Below are 26,154 nucleotides of genomic sequence, written 5' to 3'. Positions count from 1 at the left end.
TATGGTATCGACAAGAAAGGTCCACCAAGCCGACCGACCACCCTTTGAAGCGTGGTTAGATAGCCTTGAGTTAAGTGCAGAAACAAAAGAAAAACTAAGTGCAGTGTCATCTATTCCCGAGCGACTGTTGGTTGGTCAGGAAATGGTTGAGATTTTGTGTCAGCTCAATATGGATGACGCAACGCTTCAGGCAGCCTTGGTTTTTCCATATTGCGAACAGCACGCCTTAAGTGAAGACGATATTTATGAAGAATTCGGCGGGGAAATACGCGACCTGATCGTTGGCGTGCGCCGAATGGATGCCATCAAGTCGTTACATGCGCGTAAAGTAAAAGGTTCTGGCTTTGCAGAAAAGTCGGACGAACAGCACATAGACAGTATTCGTCGTATGCTGCTGGCGATGGTAGAAGACGTGCGTGCCGTTGTGATCAAAATGGCAGAACGCATTTGTGCATTGCAACAGGTTAAAAAAGCCGACGAAGAAACCCGCGTTATGGTGGCCCGCGAATGCGCTAGCATCTATGCGCCATTGGCAAACCGTTTGGGCATTGGTCAGTTAAAGTGGGAGCTTGAAGACCTTGCGTTTCGCTACCTACATCCCATCACCTACAAGCAAATAGCTCATCAGCTTGACGGCAAGCGCCGAGAGCGTGCCGAGTACATAGAAACAATAGTAGGCGACTTGCAAGGCTTGCTTGATAGCGAACAAATCCGCGCTGACGTATACGGCCGCCCTAAGCATATATTCAGCATTTGGAAGAAGATGCAGAAAAAGCGCCTTACGTTTGAGCAGCTTTTTGATATTCGTGCAGTGCGTATTATTGCCGAGCGACTTCAAGATTGTTACGCCGCGCTTGGTACGGTTCACGCCAGCTATAAGCACCTACCGAACGAATTCGACGATTACATTGCAACCCCTAAACCTAACGGTTACCAGTCTATTCACACGGTTATCGTGGGGCCTGAAGGGAAGTCGGTAGAGATTCAAATTCGCACGCAAAAAATGCATCAGGATGCAGAACTGGGTGTGGCTGCTCACTGGAAATATAAAGAGGGTAGCACGGGCAAGCAGTCAGGCTATGACGAGCGTATAAACTGGCTTCGCCGCATACTAGCGTGGCAAGAGGAAGTGGCCGAATCTGGCGATTTGGTTGAAGAACTTCGCAGTCAGGTGTTTGACGATAGGGTGTACGTGTTCACACCCAAAGGCGATGTTATTGACCTTCCCCAAGGAGCCACGCCGCTTGATTTTGCTTACTATATTCACAGTAATGTGGGCCACCGCTGCATTGGCGCAAAAGTGAATGGGCGAATAGTCCCTTTCACTTATTTACTGCAAAGTGGCGATCAGATAGAAGTACTCACCGGAAAAGAGCCAAACCCAAGTCGCGACTGGATGCACCCGGGCCTTGGCTATGTGCATTCATCACGGGCGCGTGCCACTATCCATTCCTTCTTTAAAAAGCAGGATAGAGACAAAAACCTGGCTGCAGGTAAAGAACTACTAGAACGCGAACTTCAGCGTGCTCATTTGCCTGCCAAAGTACCCAATGAGGCATTTGAGAAGTTTAACTTACAAACCCTCGATGACTTGTACACTGCGGTAGGTGCCGGTGATGTGCGCGTTATGCAGGTGATTAATTTTATTCATCATTTGCAGGAGCCGCCAGCCCCAGAACCCGAAATTAGCCCTAAGGTTAAAACGCGCAAAACTGCAGCCGGATCAGGTAAAAAAGATGCAGTGGTGGTGCAGGGCGTGGGGCACTTAATGAGCCAGCTGGCGAATTGCTGTAAGCCAGTACCAGGCGAAGCTATTTTAGGCTATATCACACAAGGCCGTGGTGTAAGCGTTCATAAAGAGAGCTGCGACCAGCTGCAACACTTGTTGTCACAACACCCTGAGCGTCAAATAGAAGTGAATTGGTCACAAGAGCTTAAAGTGGGCTTTGAGACAGGCATAGATATATTTTGTCACGATAGAACCGGGCTGTTGCGCGATATCACCACGGTGCTGGCGAATGAAAACGTGCCGCTTTTGGGAGTTAACAGCCTAAGTGATAAAAACAGACAGACGGCGCTTATCACCATTTCGATAGAGGTGCACGATCTCGACACCGTATCAAAAGTGTTAACCCGATTGCGACAGCTTAAAGGCGTGACTGATGCAAAACGCAAACAAAGCTAAGCTTAGTGAAACGCAGCGGCTGCTTGACATTATGGCGCAGCTGCGCGATCCGCAATCTGGATGCCAGTGGGATGTAAAACAAACCATGGAAAGCCTAACTCGCTACACCATAGAAGAAGCCTACGAAGTGGCTGATGCTATTGCCACTGGTGATATGCATGACATCAAAGATGAGTTGGGTGATTTGCTGTTTCAAGTGGTGTTCTACGCGCAGATAGCCAGTGAATCTAGCGTATTTACTTTTGACGATGTGGCGCAAAGCATTAGTGATAAGCTCGTGCGTCGTCACCCTCATGTTTTTGCTAACCCGCTCGCATCTGAGGGTGCAGGGGATACAAATGAAAACGTCACGGTCGAACGTACCCAATTGAACGACAGTGCTTTAAACGCGCAGTGGGATGCTATCAAAGCCCAAGAAAAGCAGCTTAAAAAGCAGCGTTTGAAGCAAGACGACGAAGCAATAGAGCCCAGTATTCTAGATAGTGTACCCAGAGGTATGCCTGCACTTATGTATGCGCAAAAGCTGCAGAAAGCCTGTGCAAAGGTAGGTTTTGATTGGCCTGATGCCGCTCCAGTCATAGATAAAGTGCGCGAGGAAGTGGAAGAGATTCAGCAAGAGCTAGACTTCAAGCAGCGAGCAGAGGGGGCACTGGATGCTGGTGTTGCACCTTTAAAAAGTGGCGTGCCCGACAACCAACAAGCAATTGAAGAAGAAATTGGCGATGCACTTTTTGCCATGGTTAACTTGGCAAGGCATTGCAAGGTAGATGCGGATACCGCTCTTAGAAACGCCAGTAACAAGTTTGCTAACCGTTTTAAAGGTGTAGAGCGCTTGGCGGCAGAGCAGGGCGAGAAGCTCGACGCATTGACGCTTGATGAAATGGAAGCGCTGTGGCAGCAGGTTAAACAGTCGTCCGATAGGAAGTAGTTTATCCTTCTACAACTTCACCGTTAAGGTTGAAAATAAGCCAGATAGTAAGGTCTCGGATTTGCTCATCACTTTTAACCGTGCAAATGTTAGTACTACAAATTTAGACCAATGAAGGTGGAAACCTAGTTATTTTGGCGTATGGTTAAAAGGTAGGTTTGATTTATAACAAGGCTACATAGATCCATACTATCTAAAATGACTGTATAAATTTAGCACTTCGGAAAAGTGTTCAGCGGGTGTGTGGTCACAGCACCTACCAAGGAATCGGCTAGCATTGGGCGTTGGTATTTCATGAAAAAAGTACTGTATTTATCACTCGGGTTGTTTTTTACCCTTCTAGGTATTATTGGCGCATTCTTGCCGGTAATGCCAACAACTGTTTTTTTGATAGGTGCGCTTTTTTGTTTTACTCAATCTTCACCACGCCTTGAAAGCTGGTTACTTCAACACCCTAAATATGGCCCCAGTCTTGTTGCGTGGCGAAAACATGGTGCAATTTCGAAAAAAGTGAAATGCATAGCGTGTTGCAGTATGTTGGTGAGCTTTATTCTGGTTTGCCTGTTCGCATCAATGCCTATTCCAGCTTACATAGGCATAGGTCTATTTATGGGAATAGGCGCGTACTTTGTTGTTACGCGCCCCAGCATACCTGCTGTATAATTTCTCTATACAGAATTTAGTTACCTTCGGCAGTAGCGCACAGTTTATTCGAACTGCATTGCTAAGCGTTAGGTGACAGGTTTAAAAACCTTTAACGGTTTCTACCCAGTCGCTCGTGACTGCTTACCCATTCGTCTGCGACGACTGCAGAACCTAGCGAGAGATCGCCACACAATACGGTCGCAGCGACAATTTCCGCAAACTTATTTACGCTGCCCCTTTCTGTGCAGCCAAGTACGCTTAAACATTCGTTTTGTGTCGCTAAACCGGTTCCACCACCGTATGTAGCAACGATTAACGATGGAATAGTCACAGAGAAGTAGTAGTCTCCATTTGGCGTAATTTCAGCGTAAGTAAACCCCGCCGACGACTCCGCCACATTAGCGACATCTTGCCCGCAAGCGATAAACATGGCGGTGATGCCGTTAGCGAAGTGGGCACCGTTATTAACACTACCTGCCATTAGTGCGCCCATATTTGAATACTGGCGCTGTTTAAATAATGCTTCTGGCGGGCAATGCATAATGTCCGTCATAAGTTTTTTTGGCAGGGTGATTTCTGCTACAACGCGCTTTCCGCGGGTATGCAGCGAGTTTAAGTGAGAGTGCTTTTTATCGGTATCAAGATTAGCGGCCAGTACAAAGTGCTCGATAGGGCGTGGGTAGTTCGCTTGTATCCACTCACAACCCGCTTTAGTGGCTTTACTTACCATGTTCTGACCAGCCGCATCGCCGCAGGTGAAATTGAATCTTAGCCAGCGAAGCTTAGACGCAGCGTACTGCTCGATATCCCTTAGTTTGCCCACGCTGGTGGTGTTATCACTGGCGCGTTTGATGGCTTCAAAGTTTTGCTCAACCCATTTGCCAAAGTCGAGGGCTTCTCTTGCGTTAGAAAACGCGAACATAGGCGCTCGCTGCATGGCATCATCAATGACTGTGGTAGTTATGCCCCCAGCCTCTCTTGTTAAGCGCATGCCTCTACTGTAGCTGGCGGTCAAGGTGCCCTCTGTTGTTGCCATTGGAACGTAGAACTCACCTTTGGCGTGCTCTCCATTCACTAGCATTGGCCCTGCGAAGCCAATAGGCACCTGTGCAACACCGGCGAAGTTTTCTATGTTTCCCGACAAAGTTTCAGGCGGTATAGAATAGTGTCCTAAGTGATTTAGCTGAGTGCCGGTTTCGCGCGCAATAAACTCGCGGCGTGTTCGGCTCATCTCTTGGGTATAGTCGTTGTCTGAGGAACGTGGGATTTTAGGCATTGGGCCACTCCTTTTTTCTTTCATAATAGGAGTGCTGATACCGAATGAGAACTGTTTACAATTTATACATGAGGATAAGTGCCACCTATGTATGCGCTTTTTATTTAGAAAGGCGTTAAATTCTCCTTTCTACACGCAAAAAGCGGGGATATTGCTTATTTCGAACTCATTTGCGACGCGCGATAGCCCCGCATAAAGCAAATGATACTATGCTTTTTTATCCAATTTTGCCTGAAGTATAGCAATCTCTTCTCTGCGTTTTTTATCGGCTAGAGGGCGGTTGGCTTTTTCAGGCGCGTTTTGAGCACGGATTAAAAACCCTTGGGCTTCTTCGTATTCACCATCGTCGAAAAGAAACTCAGCATAAAAGAAGTTTTGGTCCATAGCTTTTGGGTTAATTTCCAATGCGCGCTTAAATAATTGTTTTGCCTTCTTATCGCTTCCAAAGCTAACTGGCCAGCCTGGTACTTTATGATAAAGTGCCGCTAATACAGTGAGTGCCGTCCCCTCTAATACCGCTTCCTCTTTTTCAATGGCACGTTCTAAGTTTTCCTTCGCACTTTCAGCAAAGTCCAGGGCACCTAAACCGCCTTTCGCACTTGCAGTGCTTGATTGAGAGATAGCTAGCCAGGTCAGTGCTTCAGCGCTATTTTCTGATTGCTCGACTAACACTTTCGCCTGCGCTATCAATGTAGAAAATGCCTCTAATTGGGCTTCACCTTCAAGCTCATAGTTCGCTTTTGCCCACGCGTGTTGTAACGGTAGTAAATCAGGGGGGCTTGCATGAACCGTAGATATCGACAACGTAGTAATAAGGATGAATAGAAAAGGAGAGAAGAAATTCTTTTTCTGCATGAAAAGTCGCCTTTATAAGATAGAGGTAGTTAGGAATAAACGAGATAACTCGACGAAATTGTTAGTAATTTCATGAATTATCGTTGAATCGGCGGCTAATCTAACGGTATTTGCAGCGAAAATCTAATACTTGTTGAAAATGGAAAGGCAATAAGAGCATTGCCTTTCCCTGTATACCTTTGGGGTGACTAACTTTTTCTCGCTATCTTCGCTTCCAATAAAGCGATCTCTCTTTTGCGACCTGAATCTGCAATAGGACGATCTGCGCGCGCTGGGGCGTCGAGCGCTTTCTTGGCAAACTTGAGCGCTTGCTCGTATTTTCCATTATCGAACAAGTACTCGGCGTAGAAATAGTTGGGGTCTATCCCGTCAGGGTTTATTTCAAGTGCATGCTTCAGCAATTTCTCAGCTTTTTTGTCGTTACCAAAGCTAATAGGCCAACCCGGAAGCTTATGGTACAGTACGCCTAGACTGGTCATCGCTGAGCCCGAGAGTGCATTTTCATCTAGTCGCATTGCATGTTCGAAACTCTTACGAGCATCCTTTGCGTAGTCCAGAGCACCAAGTCCCCCTTTGGCACCGGCTGTACTGGATTGAATTATGCCTTGCCAAATCAATAACTCAGGGTTATTGGGCTCTGCCTTTACGAAAGATTTAGCGGTATTAATAAGGGCGACGAATGCTTTTTCCTTTTCTGCATCATCAAGTTCATAGTTAATATGTGCCCATTGATGCTGAAGTATCTTTAAAGGGCTGGTAGCCGTTTCGCTTAAGGCTGATGTCGGCGCTGTACTTTCTGTGACTTCGTTAGCTTGAGCCATAGCAGTGTGACTTAATGCCAGACCGAGTCCCAGAATTACCGTGGAGCTAAGCGTGGTTAATTTCTTCATAATAATGTCCTCGTGTTAAACCAGCTTGTTACCTAGGCGGGTATCGTTTTGAGCGCTGGTCTGTTTGTCTTGCGATTGCGTTTTTTGAAAGGCATAGCGTTTAATTGTTGGGAGTTTATTTGCCAGCGCATTGTCAACAACACTGGGAACTAGCGCGTTAAGCTTGGCAAAAAAGCGTTCAGCACGTCCGAGCGCGACCCTTGGCAAATTGTTTTCTAACTGTTTAATGAATGCTTGCGCTACTGCATCAGGCTCGTCTGTCTGGTTGCCCAATGCCTCATTTAGCGCATTAGCGCGTTCGTCATTTATATCGGTACGCGTTGCGCGTGGCGCTAGATAGTGAAATTTAATTTTGCTATCGCTGAATTCTCTGTGCATCGCTTCCGTCCAGCCTTTCAAAGCGAATTTTGTTGCGCAGTAGGTTCCGTGCGCAGCAAAACCTATGCTTCCAAAAGCTGAGCCTACATTCACGACGTGCGCAGACGGTCTACGTTCGAGTAACGGCAGTAGGCGTTGGGTTAGTAGCATCGGAGCCAGCATATTTGTCGACACAATTGACTCGATTGGGGTGCCCTCAAACTCGCCCACATAGGTAATGCCAGCATTGTTAACCAGAATACTTAAAGGAAGTCGTTGGCAGGCACTTACTACTCTATCTCTGCCTTCATCTGACGTAATGTCAGCCACAATGGCAGTATGATGAAGGGTTAAATTTTGTTGCAGCTGTTCGAGCTTTGCCTTACTTCTGCCAGTTAGGATAATGTGCGCACCTTTTTCATCAAGCGCCTTGGCTATTGCTTGACCAATACCGCCAGTTGCACCTGTAAGAAGTACCACTTGATTACGCCACTGAATATTCATTGTATTTACCTTTACGTGTTAGCAATTTACCTCGGCGCATAAGCACCAGAAGTAAACCCTTGAATTCAAGCAACCTGTTCCAAGCCGTGTTCAGGTGTTAATTCGCGAAAGATATCTCCGTATAAGCGATAAAACATGTTCGCGCTGTGAATGATCATTTGCTGCTCTTTGGGGTCAGTAATTTTGTTCATAAGCCCTTCAAAGAAAACAATGTGCTCTTGGTCTAGCGCACCGTGAGAGGTAAGGTATTTAAACGCTGATTTAGGCAGAGATAACTTGTCTTTGATTTGTTTTGCAGCCGCGTCGGCAAGCGCAATACTTGTGCCCTCTAAAACGAATACCATGCCGAAGAAATACAGTGGGCTTTTGCGTGCTATTGCATCAAAAGCATAGGCAACCATTAATTCGGTGGCGGGTGCAGGCTGACTTTTCCTCGCCTGTTCTTTATCAACGCCACAGGTTGCAAGGTCGTTAAGGATCCACTCTTGGTGACCCATTTCTTCTTCAATGTATTCACCAATTGCTTCTCTTAGCCATTCCTTATCTTCGTTGAGTTTGGCACCTGTAGCCATAAGCAGGGGAACAGTAAACTTAACGTGATGATAAGCCTGTTGAAGAAAGGCAATATAGTCGTTCAGGTTAAAATCACCGTTAAAGCAGCGTTGTATAATCGGCGCCTGTAAAAATGACTGTCTGGCATGTTCGGTGTTGCTTTGAAGTTGCTGATAGAAATTCATAAATTAGTCCTTGATAACAAATTGAGAAGAAAATGCTGTTGTACTTTGAACGCTGTACTGGTGTTGGTCTTGGCCCTGGTAGAGCATGTCTAAGTCAGTCGCATAGCGGGCAATTATTGCGTCACGCTTCAGTTTTCCCGTTGGGGTAAGCAGTTGGTTTTCTGGCGTGCAAAGACCGATGGTGGCGAAACTAACAACTTGCGCATAGTCAGGTAACTGCTTATTGATAAGCGCAAGGGCGCTTTGAATCTGTGTATTAGAAATAGTATTGGAAGCGGGTACGAGGAGCGCGACACAGTAGGGTTTAGCTTCGCAATACACCAAAGCCTGCCTAAACAGTCCCGTTCCCAGCAATAAAGATTCAATCCACTCTGGCGATACGTTTCTGCCAAAGCTGTTCACCATTATGTTTTTTATACGCCCATTCAGCGTAAGTGTGTTGTCAGAAAAGACGCCTAAATCGCCGGTTCTGACCTGGGTCGGATAAAATGAGGAAGGTTGATTCAGATAGCCCAGAAAGTGGTTGCCTGTAACTACGACTTCACCCTCTTCGATGTGCAGTTGATTATGACCAAGCGTTTTTCCGGCACTGCCCATCGTATTGCAATTGGGCGTGTTCAATGTTGATACTGATACCGCTTCAGATAAGCCATAACCTTCAAAAACTGGTAGTCCCTTCGCTTGAGCTTGCGCCAGCAAAGTGGGCGCTACATGCGCACCGCCAACAGCAATGAACATTAGTGATGAAGGTGGTGTCCAGCCCTGATTACATGCCTGTACTAGCACCATTAGCAAGTCGGGCACCAAAATCACAGACGATGGTTGAACGCGGTCTATCAGTGACAGCAGTGCGTTTGGATTGACGAGTTTGCTTCCTTGAAATCCGCGCTCAGATGCTGTGGCTAAATAAACCGTGCCGCCGTGGTACAGAGGGGCGTAAACACCTGCAATATTTTCAAGTAGGGTAGACAATGGCAATAAACACAGGTGGTTCACTATTTCTGGTTGAACAGCGCGCTCAATAGAATGGGCAACTTTCCATTGCGATTCAGTTGACAGGCACACGCCTTTCGGTGAGCCCGTAGAGCCAGAAGTAAAGGTTATTTTATTGGTTCCTACAGGTGTGTATACACGAGAGTCATGTTTGAGTGGATGAGCGACAATGTCGTTTTCGCTATCAAGAACAGCCGGTGACTCACTCCATTCACTTAGTTCACCACCGCGATTGGTCAATAAAAAGTGACACTGGCTCTCATTTAATACATGTTCTTGTTGGGAAGCGCTAAAAAATAGCGGAACGGGGACGCAGCAAACGTTAGCCTGTTGGCAGGCTAAATCAGCAATCACCCATGCAAAGCTATTGTCAAAGGCAATGCCGACCCTCTCGGCATTGTGGTTTGTTATCCAGCTTGCGAGGTTCTCGACGGCGCTCATAAGGGCGCGGTAAGTCATTGAACCGTCTTTGCATTTCAGCGCAACGTCATCGTCGTGCCCGTTTATATACTGATTAAGCAACATACGCTGTTTCCTTTTTTGTGCAGATATTTTGCGTTAACGCATCCACATTTGCGGAAATAAGCTCAATTGCACGTTGGTAATGAGCATTAAGTTCAGGGCAGCCAATGATGTGTTGGGTTACGTGATTTAGCGACAGGGCAGTAACCTGAGGAGCGGTGTCATAATAGGTGCCCCAATCATCGCTATTCCCTTTAAGTTTTGACGCATCGGCTTTAACAAGGGGGAGGAGTTGAATACCCGCGCCCATGAGTAAAGAGGTGAGCTGTGAGGTCGCACTGAAAACCAGATATTTGCTACCACATCGTTTTAAAACGAAGAACAGGGCAAATAACAAGGGGAGGGTATAGCGCGATGCACTGCTAAAAAGGTTACCAACTTCAGCAATATGCGCTCTGTTTACGGTTATCCCTTGTAAGGTGAGGGCAGTTTCTACCGAAGTGTTAAGGTATTGCTCTATAAAAAGAGAATTATACTGACCATCATAGGCGGCAAATCTTGCGCCTGCGGCGGCTTTAACTCCCTTAGCGTCAAGAGCAAACAGCATAGGCATAAAGGAAGTCACTCGTGCGTTGTAGCGAGCTTTAAAACCACTCGCTATAAACGCTTCAATACGGCGGCGGGCATTATGTCCATGTTTTGCCGCGATAAAGGTTATAGCGGGCTTTTCCTTTGAGACAATCGCAGATTGCTGACTAGCAACCTGGGTTGGAACAGAAGCTAAAACGTGACTCATAAACATGCTCATTGGTTTTGCGATGTTATGAGTATTTACGCGAGACCTTAAGAGAACCTTAAGGGGGAAAAACTTTTATAAATGTCAGCCCAAAATGTTAAGAACGCCCAAGCTAATTAATCGCTTGAGCCGTCATAGCTATTAAAAACTGGGCCGTTAGCTGGTAAATCACAGGTAACGTTCGCTGCAGTGGCAGGAAGCAATAACCATTCGTCACGGTGGGCTACACCCAGTGAGGTGGCTTGTGATAAGTCTACACATTGAAATTTGTAGTCACTTGGAACTAACAAAAAGCGTTGACGTATTGGCGGTCTAACCCGCTGGCCTGAAATCTTTGTCTGCTCGCGGTAAGGCTCGGAAGTATCGGTCAACCAAGCCCACGCTGTACCGTTTTCTACTTCTTTAGGGGTATGGTAACCAAAATGAGCCATTTTAAAGGGTGAATAAAGCAAATACTGTTCTTTAAAGCTGACTATCCCTACCTCGAAGGCAGTTAAATCCTTCGTCAACATATTACTTATTTGGCTTTCTGCACTTTGAAGGACTATACGGGGAGTACGGTAGTTGTTTAGCAGCCATGCACCGAATGTGGAAGGAATTACAGTTAAAATGAAAAGCCATGCCAGTAATTGGCGGGCGAGTAATTCTCCATCCCCTGCGTTACGCTTTTTATTGTAAACATAGTAGACAATATGAGTACAAAGCCCAGCGAAACCGAGTACAAGTAATACAATGCTTAAACGAACAAGGGTTTCGCTGTCGCTGTCAAAACGCGTCATCAGCTTAACAGCGGTGGGCTCGTGAAATAGCAGTGCTAAGCCAGCAATCAATAAAACGGCAGAGATTAACGAAGTAACTGCGCGCGCAAATAGCACCAACCCTCTTGATACAGTTGAATTCGCAAGTACCAGACCTGCAACCATACTCAACGCAGGCAGTGCCGGTAGAACATAAACACCACGTTTACCTGGGCTGATACTAAAGAAAATGACAACCAACATTACCCATATAAACAGCGATGAGTAAGCGGGGTTGTGAGTAAGTACATCTTTTAACGACTTAGCTTTTGATACAAGTATGCCAATTGGAGCTATCCAAAACACAGGGATAACTTCAACAATATAGTAATACCACGGCTCTATGTGGTGCCAGGCATTGGCATATCGCTCAGCGGTTTGTTTAAACAAAATATTCGACAAGTATTGTTGTATTTGAGGCTCTTGTTTTATCAAACCAAGATAAAGCAGAGGTGCAAGCCACATCGCCACAACTGATAGCATGATTAAGGGGCCAAACAACATGCGCAATGACCACTTGCCGCGATGTAAGCCGTTGGTAAATGCGAAAAATACAATGGGGATAAATAAAAGAACAGGTAAAAAGCCAACGCCTTTGGTTATGATCCCAAGCCCCATAAAGAACCATGCTGCAAAGTACCACCGCCAATTAACATGCACATAAAAGTGCTGAATGAGTCCGTAGACGCCAATCCAGATAAAGCAGGCGACAAGGGCATCTATTTGAGCGAATTTGGCTTGAATAAGAAACTGAGGGCTCAGTAGAAGTACGAGCATACTCAACATTGCCGCTCTTTCATTGGCAAGTCTTAGCGATAGCTTGTAGGTTAACCCCAACGTGACAAGGCTTGCGATAGCGTTAGGCAGGAGCATAGCCACCTTCAGGCTACCCGTTATAAGGTAAAAGAAGGCAATACACCACATAAACACAGGGGGCTTGTCTGGATAAATTTCGCCACCGCGCATGGGCACAAGCCACTGTCCGCTGTTCACCATCTCTTTTGCGACCAATGCGAATCGAGGCTCATCGGGTGGCCAAGCATCTCTTAAACCCAGACCAACAAATATCAGAGCACAGGCAAAAAAGAACAGGGTAGATGCATGGCTATTTGAATTAAGCACAAGCCTCACGACGGCTCACTCCTACGAGAAATGCCTGATAAGGATAGAAGTAGAAGAAGGCTAATGATTAAGCCACCAATTTGTAAAGGCTGTTCGAGGGAGCTGACAAATCGAGAACCGCTTCCAAGCAAGGTAAACAAAAAAGTTTGAGGCGCAAAGCCGATTGCACTTGCAGCAATAAACGGGACAAACGGAACGCTTAGCACACCTGCGACGGCGTTTGTGATTAGGTTGGAGCCAACAGGGAATAAACGAACAATTAGCACATTGCGAAAACTTCGCTTGGCCAGTTTGTTTTCAACAGGCTTTAATTTTGTACCTAAAAGACGGACGGCAAGTGAGCGCAGAGGGCCATTTGCTAATGCGTAGGCTATGCATGCAGACAATACCGTTAGCAACAAGGCAATTAATCCTCCCTGCAATGCGCCAAAGCCCACTCCGCAAAAAAAACTGACAGCCTGACGGGGAAAACCCATGGTTAAAAGTACAACACAACCACTCAGTATCATGCACAGCGATTGCCAATTTAGATTTGAAATATAGGCATTCAACCAATCTGTATCATCACCGTGCTTCCATACTTCACCAGTGACCTCAAGCGACACATAGCAGACAAGCGCGATGCTTGCTGCCCCGATGAAAAACTGTATGAATCTTTTCAGGCGGCGAATATTAGTCTTCATGACCAATTCCGCTGGCAATGTGATTAAGCTTATTTCTGTACATTAGCCATCTGACGCCAAGCATATCGATGATCCCTGCCCAGCCACGATTCCACGCTGTGTAATTTGATTTACCTTCTAAGCGCGCGCGATGATTAACCGATACACATACCACTTCTCCCCCAAGCCTTTTGGTTAAAGCGGGAATATATCGGTGCATATGGTCGAAGTAGGGCAAAAGTAAAAAGGTACTTCTTGGGAGGAGTTTCAAGCCACAGCCCGTGTCTGGTGTGTCGTCCTGTAGGATCCACTGGCGAACACGATTGGCAACTTTAGACTGAAATCGCTTCCACGGGGTATCTTTTCGCTTTTTACGATGTCCGATAACGCAGAAGTGCGCTGCATTAGTCTCTTTAGCTGCGCGAATCAGTCGCGGTACATCAGCAGGATCGTTTTGCCCATCAGCATCTAGGGTGATGATCCACTTGCCTTTTGCCTGTAAAACGCCGTGAAAAACCGAAGTGCTTTGACCGCAGCTCATAGGGTGGACGATGACACGACAACTTACCGGCAAGGTGCTTGAAAGGTTATGCAGCAAGGATAGGGAGTCGTCGCTGCTACCGTCATCAACAACAATAATTTCTGTTGTTGTACTTGGAACCACTTCTGCAATTTCTCGTAACAAAGCAGAAAGGTTTTTGGCTTCATTTTTAGCAGGTAAAACAACGCTGACGTCAAACTGGTGCATAAGAATATTTGGTAAATCATCGAATGACGTGCACTTTAAATGTTGAACCTTAAGGAAAGCTTAAGTTAGGCGCTAAAGTGCAAACTTCCATTAAAATTCGTATTCCAACGACATGCGAAGTGTGTGATCTTTACTGTCACCATTTAGTCCAGCAATGAAGCCCAGTTCCCATTTTAGCTGTTTCTGTCGGTCAAAGCGTTTTATACCCATGAATGCTGGACCAACCCCGATAAAGTCCTCTGCTACATACACTTCCAATCCAGGTTGTACTTCAGGGATCCAGCGATACCTAAACTTGGCTTTAAATTCGCTTTCCCATTCATTCTCAACAGTTTGACCCCACTCGTACACCAAGCTAACGTTAGTTGTTAAACTGAATTGGCCAAATTCTTTTTCTGTTAATATCCCCGCTTTAACTTCCCAGTCATCGGTATTGTGCTGCTTTTCCAGCTCAAACAGCGTTGCCCAGTCAGCCCAGTATCGCCCTTGTTCAGTCATCATCCAGCGTAACTCTACTTCGTAGCTTTCTAAGCCAAAATCTTCATTTTCATCCCGCGCACCGACAAGATATGTCTCAAGGATCATAAACTCTGAAAGTGCATGGCCGAAAGAGAAGCGCTGCATTAAAACATTGCCATCGTCATTTTGTCTTGAGGTAAGTCGCCACTCAAACTCACGTTCAAAGGGTAATACATAAGGGTGATAAACCTTATCTACGGTAAAATTATCTGCATAACCGTTACTTGAAAATACGGCGCATAATGCGATAGCAGTAAGGAGAAAACGTCTCACTGTGCGACCTCCTGAATTTCATCAGAGAATCTCTTTTTTGAAGAAAAGAAAGCAATTAAATTAGGCACGATAAGTGCGAAGAAAAACACCAATAAATAGCTCGTCGAGGGCGTAGCCTCATAGCCAACGAGAGAATTCAGAAGATGACCATATTCGCTATTGTCGCTAATTATTGTGCTGCTATCCCATAGCTGCCTTGGCGATGGGAAGGTGTCAGTTTGTTCCAATAATAATGCGATATTAGCGGTTTGAGCTGCCACAAATGTGGTTGCAAAAAAGTATGTTGCTCGCTTGCTAACAAAGTGGGTGAGCAAAATATTAAGTAGAATAGCGATGCTAATACTTATACCCAAACCAATGATAGTGCCCAAGAGCAATAACGTACTATCACTATTACGTGATAACTCGGAAACAAAATAAACTAAAAAGTGCAGCGAATTGGGTAAGCCAATACCTATTACTAGCAGGGTGAGGCCTAGACTGAACCTATTCGAGATACGTGACGGCAAAAGTACAACGAGGCACATACCCAACCACGCAATAAAAAACAGTATTGATTTGAGATACTCAAATCCGGCGCCTTCTGATAGCTGCGATACCAGCCCTAGCTGGGGGTAGGTAAATATAGCGAGCAATACCAGCAGCAACACCCGCCACGCAACGGCAAGCGTAGACACACGCGGCAGCGCCAGCAATACACTAATGAGCAGGAATATGGGCAAGGTGTCACGCAAGAAGAGAACGACAGTATTAATTAGCATCCAGCGTGTCCTCTTTGTTTTTAACTATTACCTTTCCTACGGCGCTATTAGGATGAAACTCGCCAAAAAAAGGATACTCACCGGCTTTTAATGGGCCAATAAAGATGGTCCCTCGGCTTTTCGCAAATATCACTTTTTCTCTGTTCAAAGAAAAGCTATCTATTTCTTCGGGAGTATCATCGAAATTGACAAAGGTTAGCTTTACTTTTTGCCCTGCAGGCACAATCACTTCCTGAGGAAAGAATAAGTGCTCTTTAATTTCCACCACTACTTCAGGTAAAGCGAACGCAAGGGGCGTATAAAAAGCACAAAGGGCTGAAAAGCAGAATAAAGAAATCTTAGAGTATGTAGTCATTGAAAAATGCCACCCTAACTTCTAATCCCCCGAGCGAACTTTCATCTAAAGAGAGCTCAGCACCGTGTAATACAACGATTTGTTCTACAATGGCTAGCCCCAAGCCGCTTCCCGAATGAGGGGAGCTGTTAGATGCTCTTTTGAACCGATTTAGCACGACAGCGCGCTGGTCAGCAGGGATGCCAGGCCCAGAATCGCAGACGCTTAAAATAAGCTCGTCTTTCCGTCGTTCAATCCTAATTATTATTTGTGCACCGCTAGGAGAGTATTTACTCGCATTGCTCACTAAGTTCTGAAGCAAGGTGTAAAGGACAAATTGAGAACTTAGCAACCAGGCCTCTTCTCCTTCCAGTGCTATTTCTTGGTTTTTATTTTCAATAGCGCCGTATAGGTCACCAATTACCTCTTGCGCGACCACGTGCACATTTACAGGTTCTCGCTGATCTGCAAACGTTTCTGGGCTGGTGCGAGTAAGCAAAAGGAATTGATTTACCGCGTGGATCATTCTGTCAGTGTCTGTTTTGAGCGGAGCCAATACGTGGCCTTTTTCACCTAACTCGTTCGCTATATTGTGAATGTTTATTTTCATCACGCTGAGCGGAGTTCTAAGCTCATGCGCCGCGTTTGATGCGAATTGCTGCTCTCGTTCGAACGCTGAATTCAGTCGCGTGAACATAGTGTTTAACGTAGTAACAACAGGGCTAAGTTCACTGGGCTCACGGGATAACGCAATGGTAGAAAAATCATTACCCTGTCGGCTGGCAAGGAGTTTTGATAGGTGTTTTAACGGCGATAGTCCCCAAGTTATGCCAAAAAAGAGAATGAGTGCAAGAATAGGCACACTAATTATAAAAGGGGTGATGGCGGCTACAGTTAGCGAGTCAGTTAAAGTGAAGCGACTACTTACGGGTTGAGCCACCATATACCAGCTATCATTATTCGGGTTAAACCGGGTATGTACCCGCCAGCGTGTACCCAGTGCGTTTACTTCAGAAAAGCCCTCGGAGAAGCTAGTTAATGGCGTGCTTAACGCATCAGTAGATGAGCTGGCCAGCTTACCTTGTTTCCATACCTGGAAGAAAAGTGTCTGTTGCTGTGTGCGGGTGCCGCTATCTACGTATGAGATTGCGCGGGATAGCTCAACTAACTCGTTATCTAACAAGGTATTCGATATATCCAGCGTTGCGCGGTAGCCTTTAAGTGCTGCACTAAATATCACTAAAACAAGCGCGCTGATCAGTGTAAGAATTAGAAAGCGGCGAATTGAAGACAATTCACTCCCCCGATTTTGAAATGCAATAACCGACGCCTCGAATAGTCTTAATAAACTCAGGAGGCATTTTCTTTCGCAAATTACTCACGTGTACTTCTATTGTGTTGCTTGCCACTTCCTCTCCCCACTCATAAAGTTTATTTTCCAGCTGATCTTTACTCAGTATGCGCCCTGCGTTTTCAATAAGCGCTTTTAGTAGCATGAGTTCACGTCGAGGTAAGTGAACGTTTTGATTGTCGATAGTAAGCGTATGATGGGCAGTATCAAGGCTAACATTCTTAACGCTAACAATGGTGTGAGATGCTGTGCTCAGACGACGCTCAAGTACTCTAATCCTAGCTAACAGTTCTTCTATTTCAAACGGTTTAGGTAAGTAGTCGTCGGCGCCTGCATCTAAGCCAGAGATTTTGTCTAGCGTTTTATCCCGTGCAGTTAAGATCAACACAGGAAGCGTTGCGTTTTTCTTTCGAATAGATTTTAGTACGTCGAGGCCATCTGTGTCGGGTAAACCCAAGTCAAGAATGACAATGTCACTTTGGCCCGCTCGAAGCGTTGCAAGGGCATCTGCGCCTGAATAAACACAGTCTACCGTAAAGTTGGCATTCTTTAGTGAAAGGGCGAGGGCGTCAGACAACGGCCTATCGTCCTCTACGAGCAGTACACGCATAAAAAACTCATTGATAAAAAACAAATCAAAACACTAAACGAGAGACCTTAAGAAAACCTTAAGTGCTTAGTGTTTTACTCTGACATCTCTTTTTCGAGTGCGCGTATTGCTAAATCTTTGTATTTATCCCACCGCGCGTAATCTAGTTTATAAGGTATTGTTGGGTTGCCGAGTTCGTGAATTTTTCTACTTTCAGCATCGGCAAGCATTTCTGCTTTTCTGTGCCCTTCGAAGCTATCGAAGATACGTTCGAGTTCTCCATCATCTAGAATCCTGACAAGACCTAATCTCAATCTATTCGCGAGGGCAGGGTTATCTGGGCTAACAAAAAAGTACTCATAGTTGGGGTATTTTAATAGATGGAACTGCTCTAAAGAGACATGTTTATCTTTGTGGCGTTCTAAATCGCGGTGTACTTCGATAATATTGCGGGGAAAGGCGTCGACAAGATTGCGAGAGACCATTGAATACATTGAGCCAAACCACGAACTCCAGTCTTCTCCTTCAACTTTGTACCCATTTGCCGTTAAGACGTCCATATCTGGCCAATCAGTGCCTTGAACCATTGTAAGGTTTTTCAAGGTTCGGCTATCGGCATCTTCGGTGAGTTCGCTTTGCCGTGATGGGTTAATAACAAGCACTCTGAATCCAGCAAAACCTTTGAGTAAAGGAAGCTTAATAGGAATGAGCTTTTGTTCTCGAGCCTGGTTCGTTACGCTCCACATTACGTCTGCTTCTCCCTTTAATAGGGATAGCATCTGACGACTTTGCGTCATGGGCTGAGGATGAGGGACAAGGGTTATATCGCCATATTCCTTTGTTGCCTTAAACACGGCATTGAGCACAGCTACATGATAATTGCCATAATCATCATCGGCAAACGCACGTGTGTATACCAATTCCTTAGCATTTACACCGGCGGCAAGTAGCGTGTGTAGCATCATCAATGAGGCTACGATACGAGACATTTTCATTTGTTTTTATATTGGTTCCGAACACAACAGTTTGACGTTACCTTAAATCTGTTTCTATGTCATCGGCAGATGATGGAATTTTATCCATATTTTTTGTTCTTAGGGGTTCGCATTTCCTTCAATTCCTGTATAATTCGCGCCCTGCCCAGTTACGCCCACCTTTGGGAAGGTGGAAGAATCAGCCGGCTCGAAGGGGTCATTGTGTTGATTTTAAGGTGATTTCTGGTGTTCAGAAATCAGTAACGACGATATTATTCGGGTGAATTTGAAAATGAAAACTTTTGTTGCTAAGCCAGAAACGGTACAACGTGACTGGTATGTGGTAGACGCCACAGACAAAACTCTAGGCCGTTTGGCTTCTGAAATCGCACTACGCCTTCGTGGTAAGCACAAGCCAGAGTACACACCTCACGTGGACACTGGTGATTACATCGTAGTAATCAATGCTGAGAAAGTTGCGGTAACAGGCCGTAAAGCGCAAGACAAAATGTACTATGCGCACTCTGGTTACCCAGGTGGTCTTAAAGAGACAAACTTTGAAAAACTAATTGCTCACAAGCCAGAAATGGTTATTGAAAAAGCAGTTAAAGGCATGTTGCCAAAAGGCCCTCTAGGTCGCGCAATGTTCCGTAAAATGAAAGTTTACGCAGGTGCAGAGCACAAGCACACCGCACAGCAACCACAAGTTTTGGACATTTAAGGAGCTATTAACATGGCAGATACTCAATACTACGGCACAGGCCGCCGCAAAAGTTCTACTGCTCGTGTGTTCCTACGTCCAGGCACAGGTAGCATTAAAGTAAACCAACGCGCTCTTGACGAGTACTTTGGTCGTGAAACAGAGTGCATGGTTGTTCGTCAGCCACTTGAACTTGTTGAAATGACTGAAAAGTTTGACGTATACATCACTGTTAAAGGTGGTGGTTCTAACGGTCAAGCGGGTGCAATCCGTCACGGTCTTACTCGTGCTCTTATGGAGTATGATGAAGCACTACGTCCAGCACTTCGTAAAGCTGGCTTCGTTACTCGTGACGCACGTCGCGTTGAACGTAAGAAAGTTGGTCTACACAAAGCGCGTAAGCGTCCTCAATTCTCAAAGCGTTAATTTTTACGTTTTTTGTATTGCAAAAACCCGGCTTATGCCGGGTTTTTTATTGCCTGTGTTTTACTGAGAGTCTTTGTGCCTTGGTACAAAGCAAAGCTCGCGTGGTTCTATTTTTCATAACAAAGGTTTAATTTGTAGCCGCTATCTTACCTAATATTGTCCAAAACCTTGATTTTAGGCCTTTCCCTCACTAAACCTAAACACACCTTTTGAATTAAATTGTCGCTTAAATATCAGTAAAACCTTGTGTTTATAAGGGCTTTTCTTTTATCATTTGCGGTCGAAAATTTTGAAAACTTTCGTGACTTCGTAAATCAGTAAATTTTTGCTGTTACGTCGCTGTCATGACAAGCCATATGATGCATGACGCAAGCGTGATAAAACCAGTATAAGCTTGGGTTACACATCATAATTATCCAAACCTGGAGAAATGTGGATGAGCAATGTATCTGTAGATGCAACAGAGTCTGCACACAATGAAAACCAGCCAGAAAACAACACTCGTCGTCGGTTCTTGACCGTTGCCACGTCGGTAGTTGGTGGTGTAGGTGTCGTTGGTGCTGCTGTGCCTTTTATTGCGTCCTGGAATCCGAGCGCCAAAGCGAAAGCCGCCGGTGCTGACGTTGAAGTAGATATCAGCGGGATTGAGCCTGGACAGTTAGTACGTGTGATGTGGCGAAGCAAGCCTGTGTGGATTGTACGTCGTACGCCTGAAATTCTTGAAGAACTAGGCGCACACGAAGATAAGCTGAAAGATCCTAACTCTGAAGCTGAGCAGCAGCCTGCCTTTGCTCAAAACCGTTTCCGTTCAATGAAGGAAGAGTACCTTATCCTTGTTGGTATCTGTACTCACCTGGGTTGTTCTCCACAGCACCTTAAAGACGGTGCATTTGAAGAAGTGGTTGAAGGCGTTCCAGATGGATTCTTCTGCCCGTGCCACGGTTCGAAATTCGACATGGCTGGACGTGTATTCCAAAACGTTCCTGCACCGTTGAACCTGGTTGTACCGCCATATCAATTCGTTGATGACAATAACATCATCATCGGTTCAGAAGCGGAGGCCGTGTAATATGAATGCTTTCCTAGGTTGGATTGAAGAACGCATCCCAATGATGCGCGTTGCGAATATGCACGCTCTTCAATATCCTGCTCCAAAGAACATGAACTTCTGGTATGTGTTCGGTTTTCTAGCAACTATCGTTTTGGTGAACCAGATTGTTACTGGTATTTGGTTGACCATGAACTTCGTTCCATCTTCAGAAGGCGCATTTGCTTCTGTTGAATACATCATGCGTGAGATCGACTACGGTTGGATTATCCGTTACATGCACAGTACTGGCGCATCGGCGTTCTTTATTGTGGTATATCTACACATGTTCCGTGGCATGATTTACGGCTCTTATCAGAAGCCTCGTGAGCTTCTATGGGTGTTTGGTATGTTTATTTACCTAGCGCTTATGGCAGAAGCTTTCATGGGTTACGTACTACCTTGGGGACAAATGTCTTACTGGGGTGCACAGGTAATCGTATCGCTATTTGGTGCTATTCCTGTTGTTGGTCCTGACCTTGTTATCTGGCTACAGGGTGACTACGTTATCTCTGGCGCAACACTAAACCGCTTCTTCGCATTACACGTTATTGCGTTGCCATTGGTTATTGTTATTCTTGTGTTCCTTCACATCATCGCACTTCACGAAGTGGGTTCTAACAACCCTGATGGTATTGCTATCAAGCATAAGAAAGGTTCACTGCCTGAGTCTGAAAAGACGAAATATGAAATTCATGAATACTACACAAGCAAGTACGACATTGCCGATGACGTATTGCCGTTCTTCCCGCACATCGTGCTTAAAGATCTAGTGGCGTTCTGTGTATTCTTAGCATTGTTCACTTACGTGCTGTTCTTTGCCCCTGAAATGGGCGGTAAATTCCTAGAGCACCCTAACTTTGAAATTGCTAACCCACTTAAAACACCAGAGCATATCTTCCCTGTTTGGTACTTCACACCGTTCTACGCGGTACTAAAAGCGGTACCTGATAAGCTATTCGGTGTATTAGCAATGTTCGGTGCAATTGCTGCGCTATTTGCCCTGCCTTGGTTAGACCGTGGTCGCGTTAAGTCATGGCGCTATCGTTGTGGCCTACACAAAGTAAACCTTATCGTGTTTGCAATTGTGTTTATCTTCCTAGGTTACCTAGGTGGTACGCCACAAGAAAACTGGAAAATCATTGCGTCGCAAGTTGCAACGGTAATGTACTTCGGTTTCTTCGTAGCACTGTTCTTGTACAGCAAAAACGAAAACACTAAACCTGTGCCAGAGAGGATTTCTAAATGAAAAAAATGATGTGCTTTTTAGCCTTCTTCCTACCTGGCGTAGCGCTTGCGGCAGGCGGGAACGTACACCTAGATAAAGCGCCTATCGATTTAACCGATAAGGCGTCTTTACAACGCGGTGCACAATTATTTATGAACTACTGCTTAGGCTGTCACTCAATGAAGTATCAGCGCTATCAGCGTTCATTCCAAGACTTGGGTATTCCTGACGAACTAGGTCAAGAATACCTGCAGTTTACGGGTAAAAAAGTGTCTGACTACATTACTCGTGCAATGCCTGAAGAGGCGGCTGCTGGCTGGTTTGGTGCTGCTCCACCAGACTTAACGCTAGTGGCTCGTGTTCGTGGCGAAGACTGGATTTACACTTACCTGCGCTCTTTCTATGTTGACGAAAGCCGCCCATTTGGTGTGAACAACACAGTATTCCCAGAAGTAGGTATGCCACACGTACTTCAACCACTTCAAGGTACACCAACACGTACTTATGAAGAGCAAATGGTTGATGGCGAAATGGTTAAGCGTTATGTAGGCATCAAGTCAGATGGTACTGGCGCAATGTCTCCTGACGAGTACGACCAAGCCGTTGCTGATATCGTGAACTTCCTAGAGTACACAGGTGAGCCTTCTAAACTTGAATCTCACAAAATCGGTAAGTGGGTACTTATCTTTATCGCAGTATTGTTTGTATTTGTTTACTTACTGAAGAAAGAATACTGGCGAGAAGTGCACTAATCGCGCAGATTTATGTATAATATGAAAAGGGGGCTTCTCGCCCCCTTTTTTTGGTATTTACTCGTGCTACCTGAAAACCCTTCTCAATAGGCTCTTCAGGTAGCACGAGTTAACGTAATAAGCTTACCGTTTGTAAGCGTAAACTTGTTTCTCGACGGAGGAAATTGAATGGCCGTAGCCGCGAATAAACGTTCTATTATGACGTTGTTCTCTGACACAATTGATATTTATAGCCACCAGGTGCGTATTGTGTTGGCAGAAAAAGGTGTGGGTGTTGAAATCAGCTATACAGATCCTAGCAACTTGTCTGAAGATCTGTTGGAGCTTAACCCTTACGGTACTGTTCCAACTCTAGTTGATCGCGAACTTGTACTTTACAAGTCGCACATCATCATGGAATACCTTGATGAGCGTTTCCCTCATCCACCACTTATGCCGGTTTACCCAGTATCACGTGGTCAAAGCCGTCTTATGATGCACCGCATCGAGCAAGACTGGTACTCGCTTGCTGCCCGTATTTTCCGTGGCGAAGGCGACGTAGAAGCAGCGCGTAACGAGCTACGTGAAGCATTGCTATCACTAGCGCCTGTATTTGGTGAAATGCCTTACTTCATGAGCGAAGAGTTCAGCTTAGTAGATTGCTACCTTGCTCCGTTATTATGGCGTTTACCTGCACTAGGTATCGAACTAAACGGCGCTGGCAGCAAAGAAATTAACGCTTACATGAACCGTATTTTCTCTCGTAGCTCATTTAAAGCGTCTTTGACTGACCAAGAGCGTGAGATCCACAACCCGCTATGACATCTATGACGTCAAACCAGCCCTATTTGCTTAGGGCTTTTTATGAGTGGATTGTTGATAACGATTTAACGCCGTACATTGTGGTAGATGCAACCAACGAATTGGTTGAAGTACCTCAGGAGTTCGTGAAAGATGGTCAAATCGTCTTAAACGTATCGCCTAGTGCGTGTGTTAACTTTTCTCTTGATTTAGATGGCTTATCGTTTCAAGCACGCTTCTCTGGGCAACCCAGAAGATTAAGCATGCCTTGTGAAGCGGTAATGGCAATTTACGCAAGGGAAAATGGTGCAGGTACGGTATTTGCCACTGAAGAAGATGTGGCCCGTACTCAGCAAGAGCGTACAGATACGTCTGAAGATACGCCTCAACCTAGCGGTCCAACGTCGCTGGAAGATGCTGACGCAAGCGACGTTAAAGACGCGCCTGTTCCACCTAAGAAGGGTAAGCCTACCCTCAAAGTTATTAAGTAACTTATTAAATAGCTAATTAAATAGCTTATTAAGTAGCTTATCAAATAACGTATTAGCCTGGCTTTGTGAAGTTAGCCACTCATCAAAGCCAGCGCTTATCTCCTCTTTTTCTGTGAAGTTGTCATTCACACTCCAGTCTCTTCTCGCCATATCGTAAAACGACGCGGGGAAGCTTATAAAAACACCCCATTACCAGTGTAATAGGGCGCTTTAATGCGTGTTTGCCTTTTAGATAAGTTAACGGGTTCGTGTTATTACCACGCGGCTGGTTGGAAAGTCGAAGCGATGAGCTTCGGTTAACACTGACGTAGACAGCCCTTCACGGCTTGGGTCATTAGCGTTTGCATTAGTTACTACACCTTGATGAAGCCTCACTGCATCGGCAAGGTCGTCTCTTGCCACATCGTAACCCGCTGCTTCACCACCGCCACCGGCTGCACCAGCGGCAGGGCCTGGCATAGTAGCAGCTGTTTCAGTGTTTGCCTCTGTTCCCGCATCCCAGGTTACTGTCATGAAGGTTTTACTATCACCTATTGCCATATTACTTACATTTGCCGCATTCAAACCGGTAAACCCATCGTTAGTGTTGACCAACATGGTGGTTACGGTAAGACGCAAAGCATCAGCGTCGAGTTCAGGCACCACAAGGGTTAGTTCTTCGCCCATTGAACGCGGACCCAGTATTCCTCCTGAGTTTTGCGCATCCAAAAAGTCTGTTGAGTCCATGGCTTCGGTGATAACCATTGACGGGTCGCCGCCCTCAGCCATAATTTCTATGCCCATGCTGGCAGGTTCGCCCTCTTCGAAAGCATTGAAGCCAGGTTCATGTAGTATTACGGCGGCAGGTGCAAAAGGCTGAGAGTAGGTTAAGTTCGTAATTTGAACGGTATAAACCGCTGAATTACCGTTGATACCATCTTGGCCGTCTGCACCGTCTTGTCCATCAGCACCCGCTTCCCCTTGAGGGCCAGCCGGACCTTGCGGGCCGGTATCGCCATCGTCTCCACAGGCAGTAAGCAGAGCTGAAAATAACAATAATGTACTGAGTTTTATTATTGAATTATTCATTATCTTGGCTCCTTATGGGGCAGGAACAGTAATAACAACGCGGGCAACTGGGTTTAACCAACGGTGTACAGTAGAGTCCAAATCACTCGCCCCAGCAGCGTTGTCAGTATCGCCTAGTGTATTACGGTGGATGTGAACGGGGCCGTCTTCGCCATCTTCAATTTCGCCGTTAACGATTTGTGCGCCAACGCCAGTGCCACCAGTACCCAAGTCGACAATGCGAGTTGGCGCGCCGCCGCCTGCAACACCAGGTACGCCATATCCACCTAATGCATTTCCAGTTTCGGCTTCAACAACGTCTGTACGGGCGCTGTTTAGCTCATCATTAAGCTCGGTACCTGCGTCATATGCATTAAGGTAGTAGGTATAGGTACCTGGCTCGGTTGGAATTTCAATACTGTCCATGCCAACAAAAGCATCATTAGTAGGTATTAACATGGACAGTAGCGAAAGATAAGGTTTGCCCATAGTGTCAAACGGATAGCTTAAGGTTGACTTTGGCGCGAGTAGACCGTCAAATCGATGCCACGTGTTTGCACCATTGTCAGTATCAACTGGGCCAAGCAACGCTTCAAAGTTCATTCCGCTTGAATCAGCGTTTTGCGCGTCATCAATCACACCTGCTTCAGCTAACCACGCTAGTGCAGTTGATGCGGGTTGCCCTACTTCAAAGGCATCGACCGTGTCGTCGTGGGCAATAACTAAGCGCGGTGTAAAACTTTGCGCCTGAGTTAAGTTGGTAATTTCAATATCTAAGGTAACCGCATGGCTTAATGATGTTGTCGCAAGCGTTAGTAACGCTACACTGGCAAGTTTATTGAGTTTCATTTCATAGTCCTTGTTTATGGCTTAAAACGCATAAAA

28 protein-coding genes are annotated in these 26,154 nt (G+C 45.7%); 10 read left to right on the top strand and 18 right to left on the bottom strand.

Translation table 11 applies throughout. The annotated features are described in order from the left end of the window. The first annotated feature begins 1 nt into the window (after position 1). From relA to BGK61_RS03250, 3 genes are all read left to right on the top strand, one after another. The gene (relA, locus tag BGK61_RS03260) at positions 2-2,185 is read left to right on the top strand and encodes a GTP diphosphokinase (protein ID WP_076012142.1); all 2,184 of its coding nucleotides are present in this window, start codon (positions 2-4) and stop codon (positions 2,183-2,185) included. Then, a complete protein-coding gene (gene mazG / locus BGK61_RS03255) occupies positions 2,163-3,113 on the top strand; it encodes a nucleoside triphosphate pyrophosphohydrolase (protein WP_076012141.1) in 951 nt (316 codons plus the stop codon). The genes relA and mazG overlap by 23 nt, the downstream gene beginning before the upstream one ends. A 294-nt stretch (positions 3,114-3,407) precedes the next feature. Continuing rightward, entirely contained in the window at positions 3,408-3,776 is a 369-nt protein-coding gene (locus BGK61_RS03250; RefSeq protein ID WP_076012140.1) for a YbaN family protein, read from the top strand. Between the two features lie 91 nt (positions 3,777-3,867). On the opposite strand, the gene BGK61_RS03245 is transcribed toward BGK61_RS03250, so the two are convergent. The 16 genes from BGK61_RS03245 to BGK61_RS03170 form a co-directional block, all read right to left on the bottom strand. After that, positions 3,868-5,034, bottom strand: coding sequence for a hydroxymethylglutaryl-CoA reductase (locus tag BGK61_RS03245; protein ID WP_083648699.1), 1,167 nt, complete (start codon positions 5,032-5,034; stop codon positions 3,868-3,870). Positions 5,035-5,241: 207 nt separating this feature from the next. Beyond that, entirely contained in the window at positions 5,242-5,889 is a 648-nt protein-coding gene (locus BGK61_RS03240; protein WP_076012138.1) for a tetratricopeptide repeat protein, read from the bottom strand. 188 nt (positions 5,890-6,077) lie between these two features. Continuing rightward, the gene (locus BGK61_RS03235) at positions 6,078-6,779 is read right to left on the bottom strand and encodes a tetratricopeptide repeat protein (RefSeq protein WP_014997369.1); all 702 of its coding nucleotides are present in this window, start codon (positions 6,777-6,779) and stop codon (positions 6,078-6,080) included. Between the two features lie 15 nt (positions 6,780-6,794). Beyond that, the gene (locus tag BGK61_RS03230) at positions 6,795-7,640 is read right to left on the bottom strand and encodes an SDR family oxidoreductase (protein ID WP_076012137.1); all 846 of its coding nucleotides are present in this window, start codon (positions 7,638-7,640) and stop codon (positions 6,795-6,797) included. A gap of 65 nt (positions 7,641-7,705) precedes the next feature. Continuing rightward, entirely contained in the window at positions 7,706-8,377 is a 672-nt protein-coding gene (locus BGK61_RS03225) for an iron-containing redox enzyme family protein (protein WP_014997371.1), read from the bottom strand. A 3-nt stretch (positions 8,378-8,380) separates the two neighbouring features. Further along, a complete protein-coding gene (locus BGK61_RS03220) occupies positions 8,381-9,895 on the bottom strand; it encodes an AMP-binding protein (RefSeq protein WP_076012136.1) in 1,515 nt (504 codons plus the stop codon). After that, positions 9,885-10,628: a thermostable hemolysin gene (locus BGK61_RS03215; protein ID WP_076012135.1), complete on the bottom strand. Its 744-nt coding sequence runs from the start codon at positions 10,626-10,628 to the stop codon at positions 9,885-9,887. The genes BGK61_RS03220 and BGK61_RS03215 overlap by 11 nt, the downstream gene beginning before the upstream one ends. Positions 10,629-10,744: 116 nt before the next feature. Next, on the bottom strand, positions 10,745-12,556 hold the full coding sequence (locus tag BGK61_RS03210; protein ID WP_076012134.1) for an ArnT family glycosyltransferase: 1,812 nt from the start codon (positions 12,554-12,556) through the stop codon (positions 10,745-10,747). Further along, positions 12,553-13,230, bottom strand: a complete 678-nt coding sequence (locus BGK61_RS03205) for a TVP38/TMEM64 family protein (RefSeq protein ID WP_076012133.1) — start codon at positions 13,228-13,230, stop codon at positions 12,553-12,555. Before BGK61_RS03205 ends, BGK61_RS03210 begins: the two co-directional genes overlap by 4 nt. Beyond that, complete coding sequence (locus BGK61_RS03200) at positions 13,220-13,957, bottom strand: glycosyltransferase family 2 protein (protein WP_076012132.1); 738 nt, start codon at positions 13,955-13,957, stop codon at positions 13,220-13,222. Before BGK61_RS03200 ends, BGK61_RS03205 begins: the two co-directional genes overlap by 11 nt. Before the next feature lie 90 nt (positions 13,958-14,047). Further along, positions 14,048-14,749 (bottom strand): hypothetical protein, encoded by a 702-nt coding sequence (locus BGK61_RS03195; RefSeq protein WP_014975717.1) that lies wholly within the window; start codon positions 14,747-14,749, stop codon positions 14,048-14,050. Next, a complete protein-coding gene (locus tag BGK61_RS03190) occupies positions 14,746-15,510 on the bottom strand; it encodes an FTR1 family iron permease (protein WP_076012131.1) in 765 nt (254 codons plus the stop codon). The genes BGK61_RS03195 and BGK61_RS03190 overlap by 4 nt, the downstream gene beginning before the upstream one ends. After that, the gene (locus BGK61_RS03185) at positions 15,500-15,865 is read right to left on the bottom strand and encodes a cupredoxin domain-containing protein (RefSeq protein ID WP_039219674.1); all 366 of its coding nucleotides are present in this window, start codon (positions 15,863-15,865) and stop codon (positions 15,500-15,502) included. Before BGK61_RS03185 ends, BGK61_RS03190 begins: the two co-directional genes overlap by 11 nt. Continuing rightward, on the bottom strand, positions 15,849-17,138 hold the full coding sequence (locus BGK61_RS03180; protein WP_076012130.1) for a sensor histidine kinase: 1,290 nt from the start codon (positions 17,136-17,138) through the stop codon (positions 15,849-15,851). The genes BGK61_RS03185 and BGK61_RS03180 overlap by 17 nt, the downstream gene beginning before the upstream one ends. A 1-nt stretch (position 17,139) precedes the next feature. After that, complete coding sequence (locus BGK61_RS03175; protein ID WP_014975721.1) at positions 17,140-17,805, bottom strand: response regulator; 666 nt, start codon at positions 17,803-17,805, stop codon at positions 17,140-17,142. Positions 17,806-17,879: 74 nt separating this feature from the next. Further along, entirely contained in the window at positions 17,880-18,779 is a 900-nt protein-coding gene (locus tag BGK61_RS03170) for a transporter substrate-binding domain-containing protein (protein ID WP_076012129.1), read from the bottom strand. A gap of 271 nt (positions 18,780-19,050) precedes the next feature. Between BGK61_RS03170 and rplM the strand changes: the two genes are divergently transcribed. The 7 genes from rplM (at position 19,051) to BGK61_RS03135 (ending at position 24,222) form a co-directional block, all read left to right on the top strand. After that, the gene (rplM, locus tag BGK61_RS03165) at positions 19,051-19,479 is read left to right on the top strand and encodes a 50S ribosomal protein L13 (RefSeq protein WP_014948329.1); all 429 of its coding nucleotides are present in this window, start codon (positions 19,051-19,053) and stop codon (positions 19,477-19,479) included. A gap of 12 nt (positions 19,480-19,491) precedes the next feature. Further along, on the top strand, positions 19,492-19,884 hold the full coding sequence (gene rpsI, locus BGK61_RS03160) for a 30S ribosomal protein S9 (protein ID WP_014948330.1): 393 nt from the start codon (positions 19,492-19,494) through the stop codon (positions 19,882-19,884). A 436-nt stretch (positions 19,885-20,320) separates the two neighbouring features. After that, positions 20,321-20,953, top strand: coding sequence for a ubiquinol-cytochrome c reductase iron-sulfur subunit (petA, locus tag BGK61_RS03155; protein ID WP_014948331.1), 633 nt, complete (start codon positions 20,321-20,323; stop codon positions 20,951-20,953). A 1-nt stretch (position 20,954) separates the two neighbouring features. Continuing rightward, positions 20,955-22,220, top strand: a complete 1,266-nt coding sequence (locus BGK61_RS03150) for a cytochrome b (protein WP_014948332.1) — start codon at positions 20,955-20,957, stop codon at positions 22,218-22,220. Then, complete coding sequence (locus BGK61_RS03145; protein WP_014997381.1) at positions 22,217-22,951, top strand: cytochrome c1; 735 nt, start codon at positions 22,217-22,219, stop codon at positions 22,949-22,951. Before BGK61_RS03150 ends, BGK61_RS03145 begins: the two co-directional genes overlap by 4 nt. A gap of 168 nt (positions 22,952-23,119) precedes the next feature. Next, a complete protein-coding gene (sspA, locus tag BGK61_RS03140; RefSeq protein ID WP_012517332.1) occupies positions 23,120-23,752 on the top strand; it encodes a stringent starvation protein SspA in 633 nt (210 codons plus the stop codon). Continuing rightward, a complete protein-coding gene (locus tag BGK61_RS03135) occupies positions 23,749-24,222 on the top strand; it encodes a ClpXP protease specificity-enhancing factor (RefSeq protein ID WP_083648698.1) in 474 nt (157 codons plus the stop codon). Before sspA ends, BGK61_RS03135 begins: the two co-directional genes overlap by 4 nt. A gap of 237 nt (positions 24,223-24,459) precedes the next feature. On the opposite strand, the gene BGK61_RS03130 is transcribed toward BGK61_RS03135, so the two are convergent. Then, positions 24,460-25,290, bottom strand: a complete 831-nt coding sequence (locus BGK61_RS03130; protein ID WP_076026008.1) for a spondin domain-containing protein — start codon at positions 25,288-25,290, stop codon at positions 24,460-24,462. A gap of 12 nt (positions 25,291-25,302) precedes the next feature. Further along, on the bottom strand, positions 25,303-26,118 hold the full coding sequence (locus tag BGK61_RS03125; protein ID WP_076026007.1) for a spondin domain-containing protein: 816 nt from the start codon (positions 26,116-26,118) through the stop codon (positions 25,303-25,305). Between the last annotated feature and the right edge of the window lie 36 nt (positions 26,119-26,154).

The organism is Alteromonas abrolhosensis (assembly GCF_001953635.1).
GTDB lineage: Bacteria > Pseudomonadota > Gammaproteobacteria > Enterobacterales > Alteromonadaceae > Alteromonas > Alteromonas abrolhosensis.
This window is presented reverse-complemented; position numbering and strand designations above follow the sequence as displayed.